At 69.0% G+C, this 18,447-nt stretch carries 21 protein-coding genes; 9 read left to right on the forward strand and 12 right to left on the reverse strand.

The window, feature by feature from the left end; translation table 11 throughout:
* The first annotated feature begins 11 nt into the window (after positions 1-11).
* Complete coding sequence (locus tag GLO27_RS09320; protein ID WP_167254517.1) at positions 12-1,433, forward strand: aminopeptidase P family protein; 1,422 nt, start codon at positions 12-14, stop codon at positions 1,431-1,433.
* Between the two features lie 9 nt (positions 1,434-1,442).
* The gene (locus GLO27_RS09325) at positions 1,443-2,351 is read left to right on the forward strand and encodes a phosphotransferase (protein ID WP_167254519.1); all 909 of its coding nucleotides are present in this window, start codon (positions 1,443-1,445) and stop codon (positions 2,349-2,351) included.
* Between the two features lie 21 nt (positions 2,352-2,372).
* Here GLO27_RS09325 and GLO27_RS09330 read toward each other — a convergent pair whose 3' ends face one another.
* Positions 2,373-3,035, reverse strand: coding sequence for an alpha/beta family hydrolase (locus GLO27_RS09330; RefSeq protein WP_167254521.1), 663 nt, complete (start codon positions 3,033-3,035; stop codon positions 2,373-2,375).
* Positions 3,036-3,060: 25 nt separating this feature from the next.
* On the reverse strand, positions 3,061-3,819 hold the full coding sequence (locus tag GLO27_RS09335; protein ID WP_167254523.1) for a general stress protein: 759 nt from the start codon (positions 3,817-3,819) through the stop codon (positions 3,061-3,063).
* Positions 3,820-3,904: 85 nt separating this feature from the next.
* Here GLO27_RS09335 and GLO27_RS09340 point away from each other — a divergent pair, with 85 nt between their 5' ends.
* The 4 genes from GLO27_RS09340 to GLO27_RS09355 are packed head-to-tail and all read left to right on the forward strand — an operon-like array spanning position 3,905 to position 7,354.
* On the forward strand, positions 3,905-5,209 hold the full coding sequence (locus GLO27_RS09340) for a CBS domain-containing protein (protein ID WP_167254525.1): 1,305 nt from the start codon (positions 3,905-3,907) through the stop codon (positions 5,207-5,209).
* Positions 5,209-5,721, forward strand: coding sequence for a DUF1003 domain-containing protein (locus GLO27_RS09345; protein WP_021199621.1), 513 nt, complete (start codon positions 5,209-5,211; stop codon positions 5,719-5,721). The genes GLO27_RS09340 and GLO27_RS09345 overlap by 1 nt, the downstream gene beginning before the upstream one ends.
* Positions 5,718-6,839 carry an Mrp/NBP35 family ATP-binding protein gene (locus tag GLO27_RS09350; protein ID WP_021199620.1) on the forward strand — a complete coding sequence of 374 codons (1,122 nt, stop codon included), beginning with the start codon at positions 5,718-5,720 and terminating at the stop codon, positions 6,837-6,839. Before GLO27_RS09345 ends, GLO27_RS09350 begins: the two co-directional genes overlap by 4 nt.
* Positions 6,840-6,859: 20 nt before the next feature.
* A complete protein-coding gene (locus tag GLO27_RS09355; protein ID WP_167254527.1) occupies positions 6,860-7,354 on the forward strand; it encodes a YcxB family protein in 495 nt (164 codons plus the stop codon).
* A 47-nt stretch (positions 7,355-7,401) separates the two neighbouring features.
* Here GLO27_RS09355 and GLO27_RS09360 read toward each other — a convergent pair whose 3' ends face one another.
* Positions 7,402-7,809: a twin-arginine translocase TatA/TatE family subunit gene (locus GLO27_RS09360; RefSeq protein WP_021199618.1), complete on the reverse strand. Its 408-nt coding sequence runs from the start codon at positions 7,807-7,809 to the stop codon at positions 7,402-7,404.
* Positions 7,810-7,898: 89 nt separating this feature from the next.
* Between GLO27_RS09360 and GLO27_RS09365 the strand changes: the two genes are divergently transcribed.
* A complete protein-coding gene (locus GLO27_RS09365; protein WP_167254530.1) occupies positions 7,899-8,537 on the forward strand; it encodes a class I SAM-dependent methyltransferase in 639 nt (212 codons plus the stop codon).
* An 86-nt stretch (positions 8,538-8,623) separates the two neighbouring features.
* On the opposite strand, the gene GLO27_RS09370 is transcribed toward GLO27_RS09365, so the two are convergent.
* From GLO27_RS09370 to dapE, 3 genes are all read right to left on the reverse strand, one after another.
* Entirely contained in the window at positions 8,624-8,797 is a 174-nt protein-coding gene (locus GLO27_RS09370; protein WP_017203323.1) for a DUF3117 domain-containing protein, read from the reverse strand.
* A 94-nt stretch (positions 8,798-8,891) separates the two neighbouring features.
* Positions 8,892-10,109 (reverse strand): hypothetical protein, encoded by a 1,218-nt coding sequence (locus tag GLO27_RS09375; RefSeq protein WP_167254532.1) that lies wholly within the window; start codon positions 10,107-10,109, stop codon positions 8,892-8,894.
* Positions 10,091-11,164, reverse strand: a complete 1,074-nt coding sequence (gene dapE, locus GLO27_RS09380) for a succinyl-diaminopimelate desuccinylase (protein WP_021199615.1) — start codon at positions 11,162-11,164, stop codon at positions 10,091-10,093. Before dapE ends, GLO27_RS09375 begins: the two co-directional genes overlap by 19 nt.
* A gap of 65 nt (positions 11,165-11,229) precedes the next feature.
* On the opposite strand from dapE, the gene dapD reads away from it, so the two are divergent.
* A complete protein-coding gene (dapD, locus tag GLO27_RS09385; protein WP_021199614.1) occupies positions 11,230-12,177 on the forward strand; it encodes a 2,3,4,5-tetrahydropyridine-2,6-dicarboxylate N-succinyltransferase in 948 nt (315 codons plus the stop codon).
* A 282-nt stretch (positions 12,178-12,459) separates the two neighbouring features.
* Positions 12,460-13,845 carry a DEAD/DEAH box helicase gene (locus tag GLO27_RS09390; protein WP_167254534.1) on the forward strand — a complete coding sequence of 462 codons (1,386 nt, stop codon included), beginning with the start codon at positions 12,460-12,462 and terminating at the stop codon, positions 13,843-13,845.
* 73 nt (positions 13,846-13,918) lie between these two features.
* On the opposite strand, the gene GLO27_RS09395 is transcribed toward GLO27_RS09390, so the two are convergent.
* The 6 genes from GLO27_RS09395 to GLO27_RS09420 form a co-directional block, all read right to left on the reverse strand.
* Positions 13,919-15,208, reverse strand: coding sequence for a citrate synthase (locus GLO27_RS09395; protein WP_046398932.1), 1,290 nt, complete (start codon positions 15,206-15,208; stop codon positions 13,919-13,921).
* A 191-nt stretch (positions 15,209-15,399) separates the two neighbouring features.
* Positions 15,400-16,512, reverse strand: a complete 1,113-nt coding sequence (gene dapC, locus GLO27_RS09400; protein WP_167254536.1) for a succinyldiaminopimelate transaminase — start codon at positions 16,510-16,512, stop codon at positions 15,400-15,402.
* Between the two features lie 9 nt (positions 16,513-16,521).
* Positions 16,522-16,842 (reverse strand): ferredoxin, encoded by a 321-nt coding sequence (gene fdxA, locus GLO27_RS09405; RefSeq protein WP_021199610.1) that lies wholly within the window; start codon positions 16,840-16,842, stop codon positions 16,522-16,524.
* A 9-nt stretch (positions 16,843-16,851) separates the two neighbouring features.
* A complete protein-coding gene (locus tag GLO27_RS09410) occupies positions 16,852-17,262 on the reverse strand; it encodes a hypothetical protein (protein ID WP_052514691.1) in 411 nt (136 codons plus the stop codon).
* A 50-nt stretch (positions 17,263-17,312) separates the two neighbouring features.
* Entirely contained in the window at positions 17,313-17,627 is a 315-nt protein-coding gene (locus GLO27_RS09415; protein WP_021199608.1) for an AzlD domain-containing protein, read from the reverse strand.
* Complete coding sequence (locus GLO27_RS09420; protein ID WP_167254538.1) at positions 17,624-18,346, reverse strand: AzlC family ABC transporter permease; 723 nt, start codon at positions 18,344-18,346, stop codon at positions 17,624-17,626. Before GLO27_RS09420 ends, GLO27_RS09415 begins: the two co-directional genes overlap by 4 nt.
* Between the last annotated feature and the right edge of the window lie 101 nt (positions 18,347-18,447).

An 18,447-nucleotide genomic window follows, 5' to 3' on the forward strand; every position in this document is an offset into this window, starting at 1 on the left:
AGACTGGAGGGATGAGCACAGGAGAGCGCGACACGATCGCAGAACCCACCGTCGAAGCGTCTGTCGACAACGGCACCACCAACCGCAAGCAGCCCTTCCCCCAGGGCTTCCTCGACACGATCTCGACCGGTTGGGCCGAGCGCCCGGAGACGCTTCCCGCGCCGCGCACCCAGGCGTCGTACGCGGCCACGCGTCGCGCCGCCGTCTCCGCGGCCTTCCCCGGCAAGCACCTCATGATCCCTGCCGGCTCTCTCAAGCAACGCAGCAACGACACCGACTACGTCTTCCGCGCGCATTCCGCCTTCGCACACCTCACCGGGTGGGCATCGGATGCCGAGCCCGACTCGGTCCTCGTCTTCGCACCGACCGAGACCGGCCACGACGTCACCCTCTTCTTCCGCGAGCGCGCCGACCGCACGACGACGGAGTTCTACGCCGACGCCACGGTCGGAGAGTTCTGGATCGGTCCGCGACCGTCCCTCGCCGGCGTCGCCGCCGACCTCGACATCGCCACCGCCCATCTGGACGACAGGGAAGCCGTCGAGGGCGAGCTGGTGCTCGACGAGGACGAGACCCTCACCCGCTTCGTCTCGGAGTTGCGGCTCATCAAGGACGAGTTCGAGATCGCCGAGATGCGCCGCGCCGTCGAGATCACGGCGAACGGCTTCGACGACATCATCCGCGAGCTTCCTGCCGCGACGGCTCATGCACGCGGCGAGCGCGTCGTGGAAGGCGTCTTCCACCGCCGCGCACGCGAGGACGGCAACGGCGAGGGCTACGACACGATCGCCGCCTCCGGCCCGCACGCCTGCTACCTGCACTGGACGCGCAACGACGGAACCGTGGTTCCCGGTGACCTGATCCTGGTGGATGCGGGTGTGGAGGCCGACAGCCTCTACACCGCCGACATCACGCGCACGCTGCCCGTCTCCGGCACGTTCACCGACGTGCAGCGGCGCGTCTACGAGACGGTGCGCGAGGCCGCCGACGCGGCATTCGCCGCCGCTCGGGTCGGTGTACGCTTCCGTGACGTGCACGGAGCCGCCATGAAGGTCATCGCCGAGCGGACGGCCGAGTGGGGTCTGCTGCCCGTCACCGCCGAAGAGGCTCTGGATGCCGACAAGGGCGGCCAGCACCGTCGGTACATGGTGCACGGCACCTCGCACCACCTCGGCATCGATGTGCACGACTGCGCCCAGGCCCGTCGCGAGATGTACTACGACGGCATCCTCGCCCCGGGCATGGTGTTCACGATCGAACCTGGACTCTACTTCCAGATCGACGACCTCACCGTGCCGGCCGAACTCCGTGGCATCGGCGTGCGCATCGAGGACGACATCGTGATGACCGACGACGGCCCCGTGAACCTCTCGGCCGGCATCCCCCGCACGGCCGACGAGGTCGAGGCGTGGATGGCGCGACTGCAGAGCTGACACCGACGGATGCATGAGGGCGAGCTCGCACTCGAGACCGAGGTCGCGGCGCACCTGATCGCGCGCCGCTTCCCCGAGCTCCGTGGCGAGACCCTGCGACCGGTCCCCATGACGGGCACGGTGAACAGGATCATCCGGGTGGGCGACGGACTCGTCGCCCGCTTCCCCCTCCTCGGGGCAGCGGCGCACGAGCTCGTCCGCGAGGCCGCAGCACTCGAGGAGTTCGCGGCGTCGAGCCCGTTCCCCGCGCCGCGCTCCTACGGCACCGCCTCCGCGTCGGAGGAGTTCGACTCGGCCTGGGCTGTGCAGACGTGGATCGAGGGTGACCCGGCGGATCCTGTGCTCTCCTCCACGTCCGAGACGCTCGCGCACGACCTGGTCGCCCTCATCCGGGCGCTGCGCACCGTCGACGTGCGCGACCGTGTGTTCGACGGCAGGGGCCGGGGCGGAGACCTCGGAGACCACGACGAATGGGTCGCGACGTGCCTGAGGCGGAGTGCGCATCTCTTCGATGCGGCCCGCGCAGGGCGGCTCTGGTCGGTGCTGCGCGAGCTCCCGTCCGCCAGCGCTCCGGTGATGAGCCACCGGGACCTCACGCCGTTCAATCTCCTCGTCGCGGAGCACGAGGGCGATACCCGCCTGGCCGGTGTGCTCGACGGCGGAGACTTCGGTCCCGCGGATCCCGCACTCGACCTGGTCGCCGCCTGGCACCTCTTCGACGCGCCGGGACGACACCTGCTCCGCGAGGGCCTGGCTGTCGACGACCTCGAGTGGCGGCGCGGCGCGGGATGGGCGCTGCAGCAGGCGCTCGGGCTCGGATGGTATTACGCGGAATCGAACCCGCGGATGAGCGCACTGGGCATCTCGACCGTGGGGCGCGTGCTCGCGGATGAGGAGCTGTCGAGGCTCATCGACTGAGGGGGCGTCCGACCGAGGCCCTCACTCCTCCGCGCCGCCGAGGGCGAACTCCGCCACGATCGGGGCGAGTGCGGCCCCGATCTCCGCGGCGGGGCGTTTGCGGCCCTTCACCTCGAAGGTGTGTCCTCCTCCGTCGATCCAGACGACGCGCGCATCCCGACAGGTCGCGATCGCCTCCTCGAACTGCGAGATCGGCTGGATGAAGGGATCGTTCGTCCCCTCCACGAACAGCTGCGGGACCGTGATCCCCGGCAGATGCTCGACCCGTGGCTTCTCCGGACGTCCGGGCGGATGCAACGGGTACCCGAGGTAGACGAGACCGTCGACACGCATGCCCTCGGCGACCGCCATCGACGCCATGCGTCCGCCGTACGATTTGCCCGTCGCCCACAGGGTCGCCGAGGGATCGGACTCGCGTGCGAAGGCCGCGACGGCGTTCCATGTGGCGATCGCATGCGCGGCGGGTCCCGGCATCCGTCGCCCCTGCTCCACATACGGGAAGTTGAAGCGGAGGGTCGAGAAGCCCATCGTGCTCAGCGCATCGACGTAGCCGGTGAGGAACGGATGGTCCTTGCCGGTCCCTGCACCGTGGGCCACGATCACCGTCGCCCCGTTGTCGCCGACTGTCCAGTCGGCGGACACGGCGGTGAGTCCCGTCGGGAGCGCGACCTGGATCTCGACCATCAGACGGAGAGCGGGGAGGCCGCCGTCATGCCCGTTCGCCCTGGATGCCGTGAGTGCCGGGAGCGGCGTCCGGCTCGACCGGGGTCACGGTCGACGGAGCGGCGGTCCCTGCCGATGCGGACCCGGGCTCGGGGGTCGTCTCGGGTTCGGGGTCGGCGACCGGGTCGGCGACTGGCGGTGCGACGGGGTCGGCCGGGCGCGGCGGGATCACGGGATCCCCGGGTGCCGGGGCGGGGTCAGGAGCAGTCGCACCGGGCGTGATCCGCTCGCCGTAACGCGGCGGCTCGTCGAGGTTGACCGGCGGTCGCACGGGCGCCACTTTGTTCGCGCCGAGGACCTGCCGGGCCTTGCCCAGCGACGAGGACAGCACGGTGACCTCGTAGTGATCGGCCGCGAACTGCGTGACGCTGGCGAAGTCGCGCCGGCGACGGACGATCGCGTAGGTGACCAGGCTGAGGATCATCCCGACCGCGACGCCGATGAGGACGAAGCCGAGGAAGAGCTGGATCGGCACCTCCGGGTTGCCGAGCACGAGGATGGCGGCGAGGAAGAGCCCGATCAACACACCGTTGATCGCCCCGGAGCGCGCGGCGGCGGCGTAGCCGAGCTTGCCGGTCACGCGTTCGACCGTGCGCACGCTCTGACCGACGATGGCGATGTCGCGCGCCGGCACCTCCCCCGCGATCAGCTTCGAGACCGTCTTCTGCGCGCTCTCGTAGTCGCGCATCGACGCGACGATCTCGCCGGTGTCTGTGCCGCTCGCGGGCCGGTTCAGCATGCTCATCCGGCTATTCTTCCACGCGTGCCGTCGGACGGCCCGAGGCACGGCCGACCCGCCGGAGACGCGAGCCGCCGACTACGCTGGAGAAGTGAGCACACAACGGGTTTTCGCCGCGCGCCTTGCCGGGTGCGCCGTCTTCGATCCCGTCGGCGACCGGCTCGGCAAGGTCCGAGATGTCGTCGTCGTGTATCGAAGTACCGCGGCGCCCCGCGTCATCGGTCTGGTCGTGGAGATCCCGGGACGACGCCACGTGTTCCTCTCGATCGGACGCGTCACCTCGATCCGTTCCGGCCAGGTCATCACCACGGGCCTGATCAACGTGCGGCGGTTCTCCCCGCGCGCCGGCGAGGTGCGCGTGCTCGCCGAGATGCTGGGACGACGCGTGAGCTTCGTCGATGGCAGCGGTACCGCGGTCATCGAGGACATCGCGATCGAACCGAACCGCCTCGGCGAATGGGCGATCAGCCAGCTCTTCCTCCGCCGACCGAAGACCAGTGCCTCCCCGTTTGCGAAGGGTCCGACGACGTTCGCGGCATGGAGCGAGGTCGCCGAGCAACGCGCTCCCGGTGAGTCGCAGTCGGCTGAGCAGCTCGTCGCCTCGTACTCCGAGCTGCACGCCGCCGATCTCGCCAACACGCTTCTCGACCTTCCGCAGCAGCGCATGATCGAGGTGGCCGAAGAGCTGTCGGACGACCGCCTTGCCGATGCCCTCGAGGAGATGCCCGAAGACGAACAGGTGCACATCCTCGACCGTCTGGGAGACGAACGCGCCGCCGACATCCTCGACCAGATGGAACCGGACGACGCGGCCGACCTGCTCGCCCAGCTGGCGCCTGACCGCCTGGAGCAGCTCCTGGAGCTCATGGAGCCGGAAGAAGCCGAAGACGTCAGGATGCTGCTGCGCTACGGCCCGGACACCGCCGGCGGTCTGATGACGCCTGAGCCGATCATCCTCTCGGCCGACGCCACCGTCGCCGAGGCGCTCGCGCTGATCCGCCGCCACGAACTGCACCCCGCGCTGGCCGCCGCGGTGTTCGTCACCCTCCCGCCGTTCGAGACTCCGACCGGGCGCCTGCTCGGGCTCGTGCACTTCCAGCGGATGCTGCGCTACCCGCCGCATGAGCGACTCGGCGCGATCCTCGACGACAGCCTCGAGCCCGTGCCCGTGACCGCTTCCGCCGCCGAGGTGGCACGGCTGCTGGCGAGCTACGACCTCGTCTCGCTCCCCGTGATCGATGCGGCGCATCGCCTCGTCGGAGCGATCAGCATCGACGACGTCCTCGACTACCTCCTTCCGGACGACTGGCGTTCGCATGACAGCGAGGACACCTCCCCCGCTGCGAGCACCCTCCCTGGGTCCACCCCCGCCGCCCCGACGAAGGAGACGCGCTGATGCCCCGCTCTCCGCGCCTCGATGCGCCGGGCCGCACCACGACACGGCCGCGGGCGACGTCTCGCGACCGCTTCGGACGCTTCACGGAGTGGGTGGCTCGCGCGATGGGGACGCCCGCGTTCCTGCTGATCCTCAGCCTGTTCTGTGTGGTCTGGATCGTCTGGAACACGCTGATGCCCGACGAGCTGCGCTTCGACGACGCCGCCCTCGGCTTCACGGCACTGACCCTGATGCTCTCCCTGCAGGCCTCATACGCCGCACCGCTCATCCTGCTCGCGCAGAATCGTCAGGACGACCGCGACCGGGTTCAGATCGAGCAGGACCGCCAGCGTGCGGAGCGCAACCTGGCCGACACCGAGTACCTGGCCCGCGAGATCGTGGCTCTGCGCATGTCGCTCGAAGAGCGCAATTCGCAGGTCGTCACGCGCGACGTGCTGCGCCAGGAGCTCAAAGCCCTTCTCGCCGAGCTCGAAGACGTGCCGGAGAAGCCCCGATCCGGCGCCGCGTCGTGACCGCGGCGGAGCGTGTCCGCGCGGCTGTCGCCGCGGTGACGGATCCCGAGCTCCGTCGACCCATCGGGGATCTCGACATGGTCCGGGACATCTCCGTCGACGGCGGTCGAGCCCGCGTCGGCATCGTCCTCACGATCGTCGGCTGTCCAGCGGCGGCGCGGATCGAGTCGGACGTCCGCGATGCCGCGGCGTCCGTTCCGGGCATCGCGGAGGTGGACGTCGAGGTCGGCGTGATGACGCCGGCAGAACGCAAGGCTCTCACCGAGAAACTCCGCGCCGGGAGGCCCGCACGCCACATGCCGTTCGGGCCCGATTCCCTCACCCGTGTGATCCTCGTCTCCAGCGGCAAGGGGGGTGTGGGCAAGTCCACCGTCACCGCGAACCTTGCCGTCGCACTTGCCGCGCAGGGTCTGTCCATCGGTCTCGTCGACGCCGACGTGCACGGGTTCTCGATCCCCGGGCTCCTCGGCATCCCTGCGGGCACGCAGCCGACACGCATCGACGACCTGATGCTCCCCCCGGTCGCGCACGGCGTGAAGACGATCTCGATCGGGATGTTCCTCCGCGACGGCGAATCGGTGGTGGCGTGGCGTGGGCCGATGCTGCACCGCACGGTCTCGCAGTTCCTCACCGACGTCTTCTTCGGCGACCTCGACGTCCTCCTCATCGACATGCCGCCGGGGACGGGCGACATCGCGATCTCGATCGGCCAGCTCCTCCCCCATGCGGAAGTTCTCGTCGTGACCACCCCGCAGACCGCTGCCGCCGAGGTGGCGATCCGCAGCGGTCTCGTCGCGCGTCAGACGGGTCAGCGCGTGATCGGCGTCATCGAGAACATGGCGGCGTACACACTGCCCGATGGAACGGTCATCGACATGTTCGGCTCGGGCGGAGGCGCCGCCGTATCGGAGGCTCTCTCCGAACCGGGAGTCCCTGTGCCACTGTTGGCCTCGATCCCCCTGAGCCCCGCTCTGCGCGAGGGCGGAGACGCAGGCGAGCCGATCGTCTCCACCGAGAGCGACGATGTCGCGGCGACGACCATCCGCGACCTCGCGAGCACCCTGGCGCGGCGGGGCAGGGGCCTCTCCGGTCGATCGCTGCCGATGTCGCTCACCTGAACGCGTGGGAAGATGGACCGATGCCTCCCCGCTCTCTGACCGTCGATGAGGGTCTGCTGCGACGAATGGCTCGGGACGCAGCGATCTACTCGCTGACCCGACCCGCCGCCCTCGTCATGTGGGTCGCCCTCGCCGCAGCCCTCGTGCTCAGCATCCTCAACCTCGGCACGCCCGTCCGTCCGGGGGAACAGGGCCCTTTCGGAGCAGGATGGATGCCGGTCATCATCGTCGCGCTCGCGGGTTTCGCCGTCGTGATGACCGTATCGGGCGCGCGAACCGCCGTCCGGATCGCGATGCCCGTCGGAACCGTCGTGTGGGTATCGCTGGAAGAGGACAGCCTGCAGATGGGCAGCGGCCGTCGTCGCTCCGACATCGCCTACCGCACCTTCCAGAGGATGCGAGTGGGCAAGTACGCCGTGCTGTTGAAGCTGCGAGACACTTCGGCCGCGACCGCGATCCCTCGTGGCCTGCTCACGGACGACGACATCGCCACCCTCCGCTCGAAGATCTCCTAGGCGCCGAGCGCGCAGAGCCCTGCGCGCTCGATCGGCGAGCGTTCCCGTCAGGTGGCTTCGGCGTCGAAGGGAGGGCGGTTCGATGCACTGAACTCCTGCGGAACGGCTCGGGTCGCGGGAGCCGTGGTCGCCGCGGCCGCAGCTCCGGCGATCGGCTCCGCGATGGTCTGGGCCGCCTGCAGCGGGGTCGCCGGCTGGGGCTCTTCCATGAGCGCATCGCGGATGATCCGGCGCGGGTCGTACTGGCGCGGGTCGAGCTTGCGCCAGTCGACGTCGTCGATCTCCGGCCCCATCTCCTCGCGCACCCTCGACTTGGTCGCGCGCAGATACTCGCCGGCCTTGCGGACCATGCGCGAGAAGCTCTCCGCGGCTCGCGGGAGACGTTCGGGGCCGATGATCAGAACCGCGATGAGGCCGATCAGCAACAGCTTCTCGAAGGTGAGCCCGAACGTCATCTCTACAGGCTACCGCCGCGCCTGCGGTCCCCGCACTCGCCGACCGAATACTCTGGAGAGGATCACAGTCAGGCAGGGAGAAACAGGCCATGAGCGAGCATGACGCGAACGCGCGTTTCCTGCGCGAGTCCATCGTGGAACCCGACGCCATCAGCCGCGCACGCGCGCATGCGGTCGAACTGGGAGCGATGCCGATCAGCGCCGCCGTGGGTTCGCAGATCGCCGTGCTCGCGGCCGCGACCTCGGCACGCTCCATCGTCGAGATCGGCACCGGCGCCGGAGTCTCCGGTCTCTGGCTCCTGCGCGGCGCACCCCAGGCGGTCCTCACCTCGATCGACAACGAACCGGAGCACCTCGCCGCGGCGCGACAGGCCTTCTCCGATGCCAAGGTGCCGTCCACCCGAGCCCGCTTCATCACGGGCCGCGCGATCGACGTTCTCCCCCGCATGAACGAGAACTCCTACGACATCGTGCTGGTCGACGCCGACCCCGAGCATGTCATCGAGTACGTCGAACACGGTCTGCGTCTCGCACGCACCAGCGGACTCGTGCTCGTGCCCCGCGTGCTGGCCGGCGGTCGCGTCGCCGATCCGGTCCAGCGCGACGAGATCACTTCCGCCTACCGGTCCCTCGTGCAGGAGACGCAGGAATCCTCGGCGGTCCTCGCCACGGTCTCCCCCGCCGGCGAAGGTCTGCTGCAGCTGATCAGTCTCGCCGAACGCGGCTGACCGCGCGGCTCGAGACCGTGCGAAAAGGGCGATGGATCCGAGGATCCATCGCCCTTTCGGATCCGCCGACGCGGACCCCAGGTCGATCAGGCCGGTGCCACGACGGCGGCAAGCACGTCGTGAAGCTCCTTGGCCTCGGCGTCGTTCACGGAGACGACCAGGCGGCCGCCGCCTTCGAGTGGAACGCGCACGATGATGAGTCGTCCTTCTTTCACGGCTTCCATAGGTCCGTCTCCGGTCCTCGGCTTCATCGCTGCCATCGTGGCTCCCTTTCCTCCGGTGGTATGGGATGAGTTTATCGGGTGTCACCGGGACCTGGAGGTCACGGAGCAACAATTGGGTCGAGCTTCACCCTCACGGCACCTGCCAGAACGTGCTTCCGAGCGCATACACGTGGTAGATCCAGAACCATTGCCCGAGGAGACATGCGGCCAGCACGCCGACACGCCAGAGCCGCGATCGCGGCACCGCGACCGCTCCCCAGAGCGGGCTCAGGGGGAGAAGCAGGCGGAACGTGCTCGATTGCGGAAAGAACACCGCGAGCAGATACAGCAGGTAGCTCGCACTCCACAGACGGATGTCGGCGCCCAGAGCGCGCACCTGCGGAGAGAAGAGGAGTGCGGCAGCAGCGCCGACCACCGACAGCACCAGCACGATCGGCCCCCACCACTGCGGCATCCCCCAGAGGGCGAACCAGAACTGCGATGCCTGGATCCACCCTTCGAACGGGATGAAACCCTCGACTCCGCCGGTGATCCAGTGCTGGCGCCACGCGAGCTCGGTCGCGAGATACGCACCGGGATCCCCCGTCGCGATGCCGGCGATCACCTGCCAGGCGAAACCGGACAGAGTCGCGAGCGCGCCGAGCGCGAGGATGTGTGCGATCTCGCGCCCGGTGAGCGGATCCTGCCGACGTCGGATCCACCGCAGCAGTCCGTGCAGCCCGAGGAACAGGGCGAAGGCCAGGACACCGGGTCGTGTGAAGGCCATCACGGGGATGAGGATGTACAGCCAGGCATAGGTGCGCCGCGTCGTCGCATCGAGGGCGAGGAACAGCAGCAGCAGGAACAGCGTCTCGGCGTACCCCACCTGGAACATCGCCGCGATCGGTCCCGCCGCGAAGAATACGACGGCCCACGTCGCCGCGGAGTTGCCGATGCGATCACGAAGCAGGCGGTGAAGCGCGAGACAGGCCAGGTAGCCGGCGACGAGCGAGAGCAGGAGCGCACCGGCACCCCAGGACCCGAGCAGTACGCCGATCCCCTTGGCCGCATATGCGAACACCGGCATGAACGCCCAGGCGTTCTCGGCGACGTCACCCGAGTCGGTGAGCCGAAGATCCGTCGGGTAGCCGTTCTCGGCGACCAACCAGTACCATTGCGCGTCCCAGCCGAGGACGAAATCGATGATCCCCGCCTCCGCGCCGAACCGCGAGGACGAGGTCGACAGTGAGGCGGCGATGACCAGGAACACCGTCGTGACGACCCGGGCTCCGAGGTAGACGACGGCCACGCGCAGGGCGACCGGCGCCTTCGCCCAGCGGCGCCTTGCGCTCAGTGCGAGGTGAGCCATGCGCGCAGGCCCCGCTCCACGGCGTCGATCTGCGCGAGGGGTACACGCTCCTCATCGTGGTGGGCGAGGTGCGGGTCGCCGGGCCCGTAGTTCACAGCCGGGATCCCGAGCGCGGAGAATCGTGCGACGTCGGTCCACCCGTACTTCGGGCGCGGCTCGGCGCCGACCGCCGCCACGAACTGCTTCGCGATCTCGGCGTCGAGCCCGGGACGCGCCCCCTCGGCGGCATCCGTGATCTCGACGTCGAAGCCGGCGAGGACTGCGCGGAGGTGAGCCTCGGCATCGGCCGCAGACTTGCTCGGCGCGAACCGGTAGTTGACCTCCACCTCGCAGGCGTCGGGGATGACGTTCCCCGCGACGCCGCCCGCGATGCGCACGGCGCTCAAGCTCTCGCGGTACAGCAGCCCCTCGACCAGCACCTCCTTGGCACGGTACTCCGCCAGACGCGTGAGGACGGGCGCCGCGCGGTGGATCGCGTTCTCGCCGATCCAGGCACGCGCGCTGTGAGCACGCACGCCGGTGGTGCGCACGATCGCACGGAGCGTTCCGTTGCAACCGCCTTCCACCTCACCGTTGGACGGCTCGCCGAGGATCGCGAAGTCCGCCTCGAACAGGTCGGGACGCACGGCGGCGAGCAGACCGAGACCGTTCTTCGACGCCTCGATCTCCTCGTTGTCGTACCACATCCACGTGATGTCGATCGCGGGGTCGGTCAGCTCGGCCGCGAGCTTCAGCTGCACGGCGGTGCCCGCTTTCATGTCGACGGTGCCGCGACCCCAGAGATGGGGGACTCCGTCGATCTCGATGTCGCGCGTGGGCAGGTTCGCATTGATCGGCACGGTGTCGATGTGACCGGCGATGGCGACGCGCTGTGCCCGGCCGCGGTCGGTGCGGGCGACGATCGTGTTCCCGTGGCGGAAGACCTCCAGATGGTCGAGCGGGGACACTGCGGCCTCGATCGCATCGGCGAGTGTCTTCTCGTCGCCGGAGACGCTCGGGATGTCGCAGATCGCACGGGTGAGGTCGACGGAGGACGCGGTCAGATCGAGCACCATGGGTCCAGCCTACTTACCCCGTCATGAGTGCGGTCGTCGCCCCGGGAGCGCGATAGCGTGGAGGGATGAGCGACGCACGCACCGTATGGGGTATCGGCCTGACCACCATCGCCGGGGACGGCACGGTTCTCGACGCCTGGTACCCCGAGGTGCACACCGGTGCGGTCACGACCGACGAGGTGGCTGTCGCTGCGCTCGAACCCCTCGCGGGGAGCGACGAACGACGCGACGTCACGATCGAGGTGGTGCAGCTGCAGATCGACCTCGACACGGCACCGGCCTCCACCGCCGACGCCTATCTGCGCCTGCATGCCCTGTCGCATCTCGTCGTGCGCCCGAACGAGCTGAACCTCGACGGCGTCTTCGGACACCTTCCGAATGTCGCCTGGACCAACGCCGGGCCCGTCCTCCCCGCTGACGCCGCCCGCCTGCGCCCGCAGCTCCAGCGCGCGGGCATCCAGGTGCAGGGGCTCGACAAGTTCCCCCGCCTGACCGACTATGTGCAGCCGGCGGGCGTCCGCATCGCCGATGCCTCCCGAGTGCGCCTGGGGGCGTACCTCTCCCCCGGCACGACCGTCATGCACGAGGGATTCGTCAACTTCAACGCCGGCACACTGGGCGCATCGATGGTCGAGGGCCGCATCTCGCAGGGTGTGGTCGTCGGAGACGGCAGCGACATCGGCGGAGGGTCATCCATCATGGGCACCCTCTCGGGTGGCGGAACGCATCGGGTGTCGATCGGCGCCCGCACCCTGCTCGGCGCGAATGCGGGCATCGGCATCTCGCTCGGTGACGACTGTGTCGTCGAAGCGGGGCTCTACGTCACCGCAGGCACCAAGATCGTCCTCGTCGACGGACCCGTGACCGCCGACGGCGGGCGCAAGACCGTCAAGGGTGCGGAGCTCTCCGGTCAGGACGGCCTGCTCTTCCGCCGCAACTCGCTCAGCGGTGCGGTGGAAGCCGTCCGTCGCGCCGGTGTCGGAGTGACCCTGAACGAGGCTCTGCACGCCTGAGAGCAGTCTTCCGGCCCGTCTCCGCGGAGCCGACGACCCGCGCGGGAGGCGACATGCAGCCGACGGCATGCGCGCACTGGTAGACTGACATCGTTGCGCGTACCGCCGGTCCCGCAACATCGTCGTCGTCACGGGGTCTCCGAGGACCGAAGCGAGCGGAACTGCTCCCACCACCAGCATGAGCTGGCCTTTCGAACGGCGAACCGATGCGCAATTCCTGCGCCGTCGCCCACCTCACCCCCTATCTCGCGCCGTTCACTCGTGCGCTGACGGAGTTTCTGCATGTCTACTTTCCTTGAACTCGGCGTTCCTGCCGAGCTCGCCGCCGTTCTCGCCGATTCCGGCAAGACCGAGGCATTCGCCATCCAGCGCGATACCCTTCCCGACTCCCTCGCCGGACGCGACCTCCTGGGCCGCGGACGCACGGGAAGCGGCAAGACCATCGCCTTCGCTCTGCCGCTCGTCGCACGCCTCGCCGCCTCGGGCGGTCAGCGTCGCGCCGGCCTTCCGCGCGGACTCGTCCTCGCGCCCACCCGTGAACTCGCGACCCAGATCGCCGCGACCATCGCGCCTCTCGCGGAGGCCGCAGGCCTGCGCGTCACGACCGTCTTCGGCGGGGTCAGCCAGCGCCCGCAGGAGCAGGCGCTTCGCGGCGGCGTCGACATCGTCGTGGCCTGCCCCGGTCGACTCGAAGACCTCATGAAGCAGCAGGTCGTGCGCCTGAGTGCGATCGAAGTCACCGTGCTCGACGAGGCCGACCACATGGCCGACCTCGGCTTCCTCCCCGGCGTCACCCGCATCCTCACGGCCACGCCGGCCGGTGGGCAGCGCCTGCTGTTCAGCGCCACGCTGGACCGCGGCATCGACACCCTCGCCCGTCGCTTCCTCTCGAACGCCGTCAGCCATGAGGTCGACGAGGAGAGCGTGCCCGTCGGCGAGATGACGCACCGCGTCCTGGTCGTCGACTCGGCCGACAACAAGACGGCCCTCGTGCGTGAGCTCGCCTCGGGCACCGGTCGTCGCATCCTCTTCACCCGCACCAAGCACCAGGCGAAGAAGCTCGCGAAGCAGCTCACCGCCGCGGGGATCCCCGCGGTCGACCTGCACGGCAACCTCTCGCAGAACGCCCGCGAACGCAACCTCGGTGCCTTCTCCGCGGCCCCGGAAGACGGTGGAGTGCGCGTGCTCGTCGCCACCGATGTCGCCGCCCGTGGCGTGCACGTCGACAACGTCGATCTCGTCGTCCACGTCGACCCGCCCGTCGAGCACAAGGCGTACCTGCACCGTTCCGGCCGCACGGCCCGCGCCGGGGCCGCAGGCACCGTCGTCACGGTCGTGCTCCCCGAGCAGCGCCGCGACGTCAAGGACCTCCTGCGCAAGGCCGCCATCTCGGCCCCGCTGGAAGATGTCACCACCGCTGCCGTCACGGCTCTGGTCCCCGAGCGTGCACCGCACGTGCGCCCGGCACCCGTGCAAGCTCAGCAGCAGCAGCAGCGCCAGTCCTCGAAGCAGCGCCCCGCAGGAGGCGAGAGGAACAGCGCGGCGAACCCGCCGTCGCGTCGCCGTCGTCGTCCCCGTTCGGGCGCTTCCGGCGCCGGCCAGGGCGGTGGATACTCCACGCAAAGCAGCCAGTCCCGCCAGGGTGGCCGCAGCTCGCAGGGCCGCTGACCCCGGCCGGCAGCACTCACGCAGAAAAGCGCCCCCTCCGTCTCGACGGAGGGGGCGCTTTCTGGTCCGGAGCTCAGCGCGTCGGGAAGGACCGCTCGGGCGATCCTGTGTACAGCTGCTGCGGGCGGCCGATCTTGGTCTGGGGGTCGAGCTGCAGCTCACGCCACTGCGCGAGCCAACCGGGCAGGCGCCCGATGGCGAACAGCACCGTGAACATACGGGTCGGGAAGCCCATCGCCTTGTAGATGACGCCGGTGTAGAAATCGACGTTCGGGTACAGGCGACGCTCGCGGAAGTAGTCGTCGGCCAGCGCGAGCTCCTCGAGCTCCTTCGCGAGGTCGAGGAGCGGGTCGGTGACGCCCAGCGAGGAGAGCACCTCGTCGGCCGCGTCCTTGACGAGCTTGGCGCGCGGGTCGTAGTTCTTGTAGACCCGATGCCCGAAGCCCATCAGCTTCACGCCCTCTTCCTTGTTCTTCACCCGCTCGACGAAACGCGAGACGCTCTGGCCGGAGTCGCGGATCTGCCCGAGCATCGTCAGCACGGCCTCGTTCGCACCGCCGTGCAGCGGGCCGGAGAGCGCCTGGATGCCGGCGGAGACCGAGGCGAACTGGTTCGCACCGGTGGAACCGACCAGGCGGACGGTCGACGTCGAGGCATTCTGCTCGTGGTCTTCGTGCAGGATGAGGAGCAGCTCGAGAGCCTTCGACATCACCGGGTTGACCTCGTACTCCTCGCTGTGCACACCGAAGTTCAGCTTCAGGAAGTTGTCGACGAAGCTCAGCGAGTTGTCCGGGTAGAGGAAGGCCTGGCCCACACTCTTCTTGTGCGCGTACGCCGCGATCACGGGGAGCTTGGCGAGCATGCGCACCATGTTCAGCTCGACGTGCTCCGGGTTGTGCGGGTCGGTCTGACCTTCGTAGTACGTCGAAAGTGCGGCGACCGCCGAAGACAGCACGGACATCGGGTGCGCCGTGTGCGGCAGCGCCGAGAAGAAGCGCTTGAGGTCTTCGTGCAGCAGAGTGTGGCGACGGATCTTCTCGTCGAACTCCGCGAGTTCGGAGGCGGACGGCAGCTCGCCGTAGATGAGCAGCCAGGCCACCTCGAGGTAGCTGGTGGAGCCCGCGAGCTGCTCGATCGGATACCCGCGATACCGCAGGATGCCCTTGTCACCGTCGATGAACGTGATCTCGGACTTCGTGGAGGCCGTGTTCACGAACCCGTAGTCCAGGCCCGTGTACCCCGTCTGCCGCGTCAGCGTGGAGAAATCGATGCTGTCGTGCCCCGCCGTGCCGCGCAGCACCGGGAATTCGGCGGTCGTGTCGCCGATCGTCAGCTTCGCCGTCTGGTCTGCCGCTGCACTCACGCGGACCTCCTCGTAGTGTCCGAGCCCGCTCGTCGCGGTGCTGTCGGACAAGATCTTGATCAAGCCTGAACTGGCGATCTCACGGCGCTGAAGCGCCAGGTCGGGTCACGACCGAATCGCCTTTACAGCCTAGTAGTCGCGCAGGCCTACTGTGACATCCGCCAAAGGGAAGCCCATTTCAGGGAGAGAACCTATATATCGCCGTCAGAGAGTCGGCGCGCCGCCTCTCTGACGTGCGCGGTCGGCGCCGTGAGCGCCAGCCGGACATGCTCCCCGGAGTCAGCGCCGTAGAAGGGCCCGGGACCGGCGAGGATGCCGAGAGCGGCGAGTCGCTCCATCGACTCCCAGGCATCGCGCCCCTCCGTCACCCAGAGATAGAGTCCTGCCTCGGAGCCGTCGATGCGGAAGCCCGCCGCCTCCAGAGCAGGACGCAGGGCGTCGCGCCTGACGCGGTAGAGCTCCTTCTGCTCCGCCACGTGCTCGTCGTCGCCGAGGGCGACCGCCATCGCGTGCTGCACCGGCGCCGGCGGCATGAGACCGAGGTGCTTGCGCGCCGTGAGAAGCTCGCCGACGATGCGTGCGCATCCGGCCACGAAGGCTGCGCGGTACCCGGCGAGGTTCGATTGCTTGCTCAAGGAGTACACGCTGAGCAGGTTCGCTCGACTCCCGTCCGTCACCCGCGGGTCGAGGATGGAGGGGATCGGCTCGGTCGCCCACTCGCCGTCCCAGCCGAGTTCCGCGTAGCATTCATCGCTCGCGAGCACGGCACCGAGTTCACGGGCACGACGCACGGCGGCGGCGAGCTCGCTCACGGTCCAGGTGCGACCGTCCGGATTGCCCGGGGTGTTGATCCAGATGAGCTTCGTGCCCTCCGGCCACTCCTCCGGATCATCCGCGGGCAGCGGCGACGCCCCCACGACACGGGCGCCCACCTCATAGGTCGGGTAGGCCACGCGGGGGTGGACGACGATGTCGCCGTCGCCGAGACCGAGCAGGGTCGGCAGCAGTGCGACGAGCTCCTTCGAGCCGATCGTGGGAAGAACGTTGTCGACACGGAGGTCGGGCACCCCCCGACGTCGCGCGTACCACTCGACGATGGCTTCGCGCAGGCTCGGCGTTCCGACCGTCTGCGGGTAGGCATGGGCGTCCGTGGCTTCCGCCAGTGCGCGCCGGATGATCTCGGGAGTCGGGTCGACGGGAGAACCGACCGAGAGGTCGATCAGACCGTCCGGATGCCGCGCGGCACGCTCACGGAACGGGATGACGGCATCCCACGGGTAGTCGGCGAGGTCGCGGACGCTCACGGAATGCGCCTACTCGCCCTGCGGCGGGAGAGCGGCGATGATCGGGTGGTCGAACGCGTACACACCGACCTTGGCTGCGCCACCGGGCGACCCGATCTCGTCGAAGAACTCGACGTTGGCCTTGTAGTAGTCCTGCCACTCGTCGGGAAGGTCGTCTTCGTAGTAGATGGCTTCGACCGGGCACACCGGCTCGCACGCACCGCAGTCGACGCACTCGTCAGGGTGGATGTAGAGCGAGCGTTCGCCCTCGTAGATGCAGTCAACGGGGCACTCGTCGATGCAGGCGCGATCCTTGACATCGACGCATGGGAGGGCGATCACATACGTCACCCCCTCAGTCTACGACTCGCGGGGCTCGGGTTCCTGCGCGGCTGGCCCCTCGGTGCGAACGGGAAGACGCCGAACGGACGGCCACGCGACGACCAGCAGCACGATTCCGGCGACCAGATAGGTCCAGATCTGTCCGGCGAACGAGGCCGGAACCACGACGGATCCTCCGGGCCCTTCGCCGGAGATCAGCACCAGCATGCCGATCATCCCGAGACCGGCGGCCACGGCCGCGCCCCTGTCGTGGGTCAGAGCGCGGACGGCGATGAGGATGGCCGCGCAGGCGATGGCTGCCACGATCATGCCGATCGGGATCGGGCCCCACATCACACTGTGGCTGATGGTGCCGGCGATGCCGTAGACACCGCCCACCAGGGCGGCAGCGATCCATGACAACACTCTCGACATCCAGCTCACGCGCACCTGTCGATCTTACCGACGAGGCCCCGACGAACAGGCGGAGGGGCGCAGCATCAGCCGGCGAGGCCGAACAGGCGCAGCAGGGCGGCGACCAGCGCGGCCGCCACGACGACCACGAGGAACGACTGCCGCAACCACAGGAGCCCACCGGCGACCAGCAGTGCGGGCACACGTGCATCCACGATGATCGCCTGCCCATCGCCGAGGGTCTGGACGGCCACGAGGGCGGCCAGCAGCGCGACCGTCAGAAGATCCGAGATGCGGGCCGTGCGTGGCGCCTCGAGCACCCGGGGAGGAACGAGGTAGCCGGCGGCCTTCAGCGCCAGACAGATCAACGCTGCGAGGAGGATCGCGCTCCACAGGCTCATGAGCTCACCTCCGACCCCGCACCCGACGATGGGCGGCCCGGCGCGGTCGGACGCCCCATCCAGTTGAACCAGCCGACCGCGATAGCGACGACCGCGGCGACGAGCACGGGCAGGCCGGGCATCAGGAACGGAGTGAGGGCCGCGGCGACGACCGCCGCGGCGATGCCGACCGCGATGGCCTGGCGCTGCTGGAGACGAGGCCAGAGCAGAGCCAGAAAGGCGGCGGCTGCCGCCGCATCCAGCCCCCATGTCCGAGGATCTCCGAGCACATCCCCCACCAGCGCTCCGATGAGGGTGGTGATGTTCCAGCCGACGAAGATGCCGATCCCGGTCACCCAGAAGCCGACCTGTCGCAGCCGTGGGTCGCCCTGCGATATCGCCACCGCCGTCGACTCGTCGATCGTGAAATGGGCGGCCGCCGCCCTACGGACGGGACCTCCCCCGACGATCGGCGACATCCGCATGCCGTAGGCGACGTTGCGGACGCCGAGGAGTGCCGCCGAAGCGACCGCCGATGGCAGGGCCGCAAGCCCCCCGGCCGTGAAGACGCCCACGAAGGCGAACTGCGATCCGCCCGTGAACATCAGCAGACTCAGCACACAGGTCTGCCAGACGTCCAGGCCCGATGCCACGGCGAGCGCACCGAACGAGACACCGTACGCACTGGTCGCGATGACGACCCCGAGCGCTTCGCGCCAGACCTCACGCTCCGCGGTCATCAGGCATCCCGCGCATTGTCGTTCGCTCTACTGAACACATGATCATAATTCTGAACAGTCGAGATCGGATAGTCAAGCGAACGAACGTTTGACATGATGAA

The sequence above is a fragment of the Microbacterium sp. Be9 genome, from assembly GCF_011754135.1.
GTDB lineage: Bacteria > Actinomycetota > Actinomycetes > Actinomycetales > Microbacteriaceae > Microbacterium > Microbacterium maritypicum_A.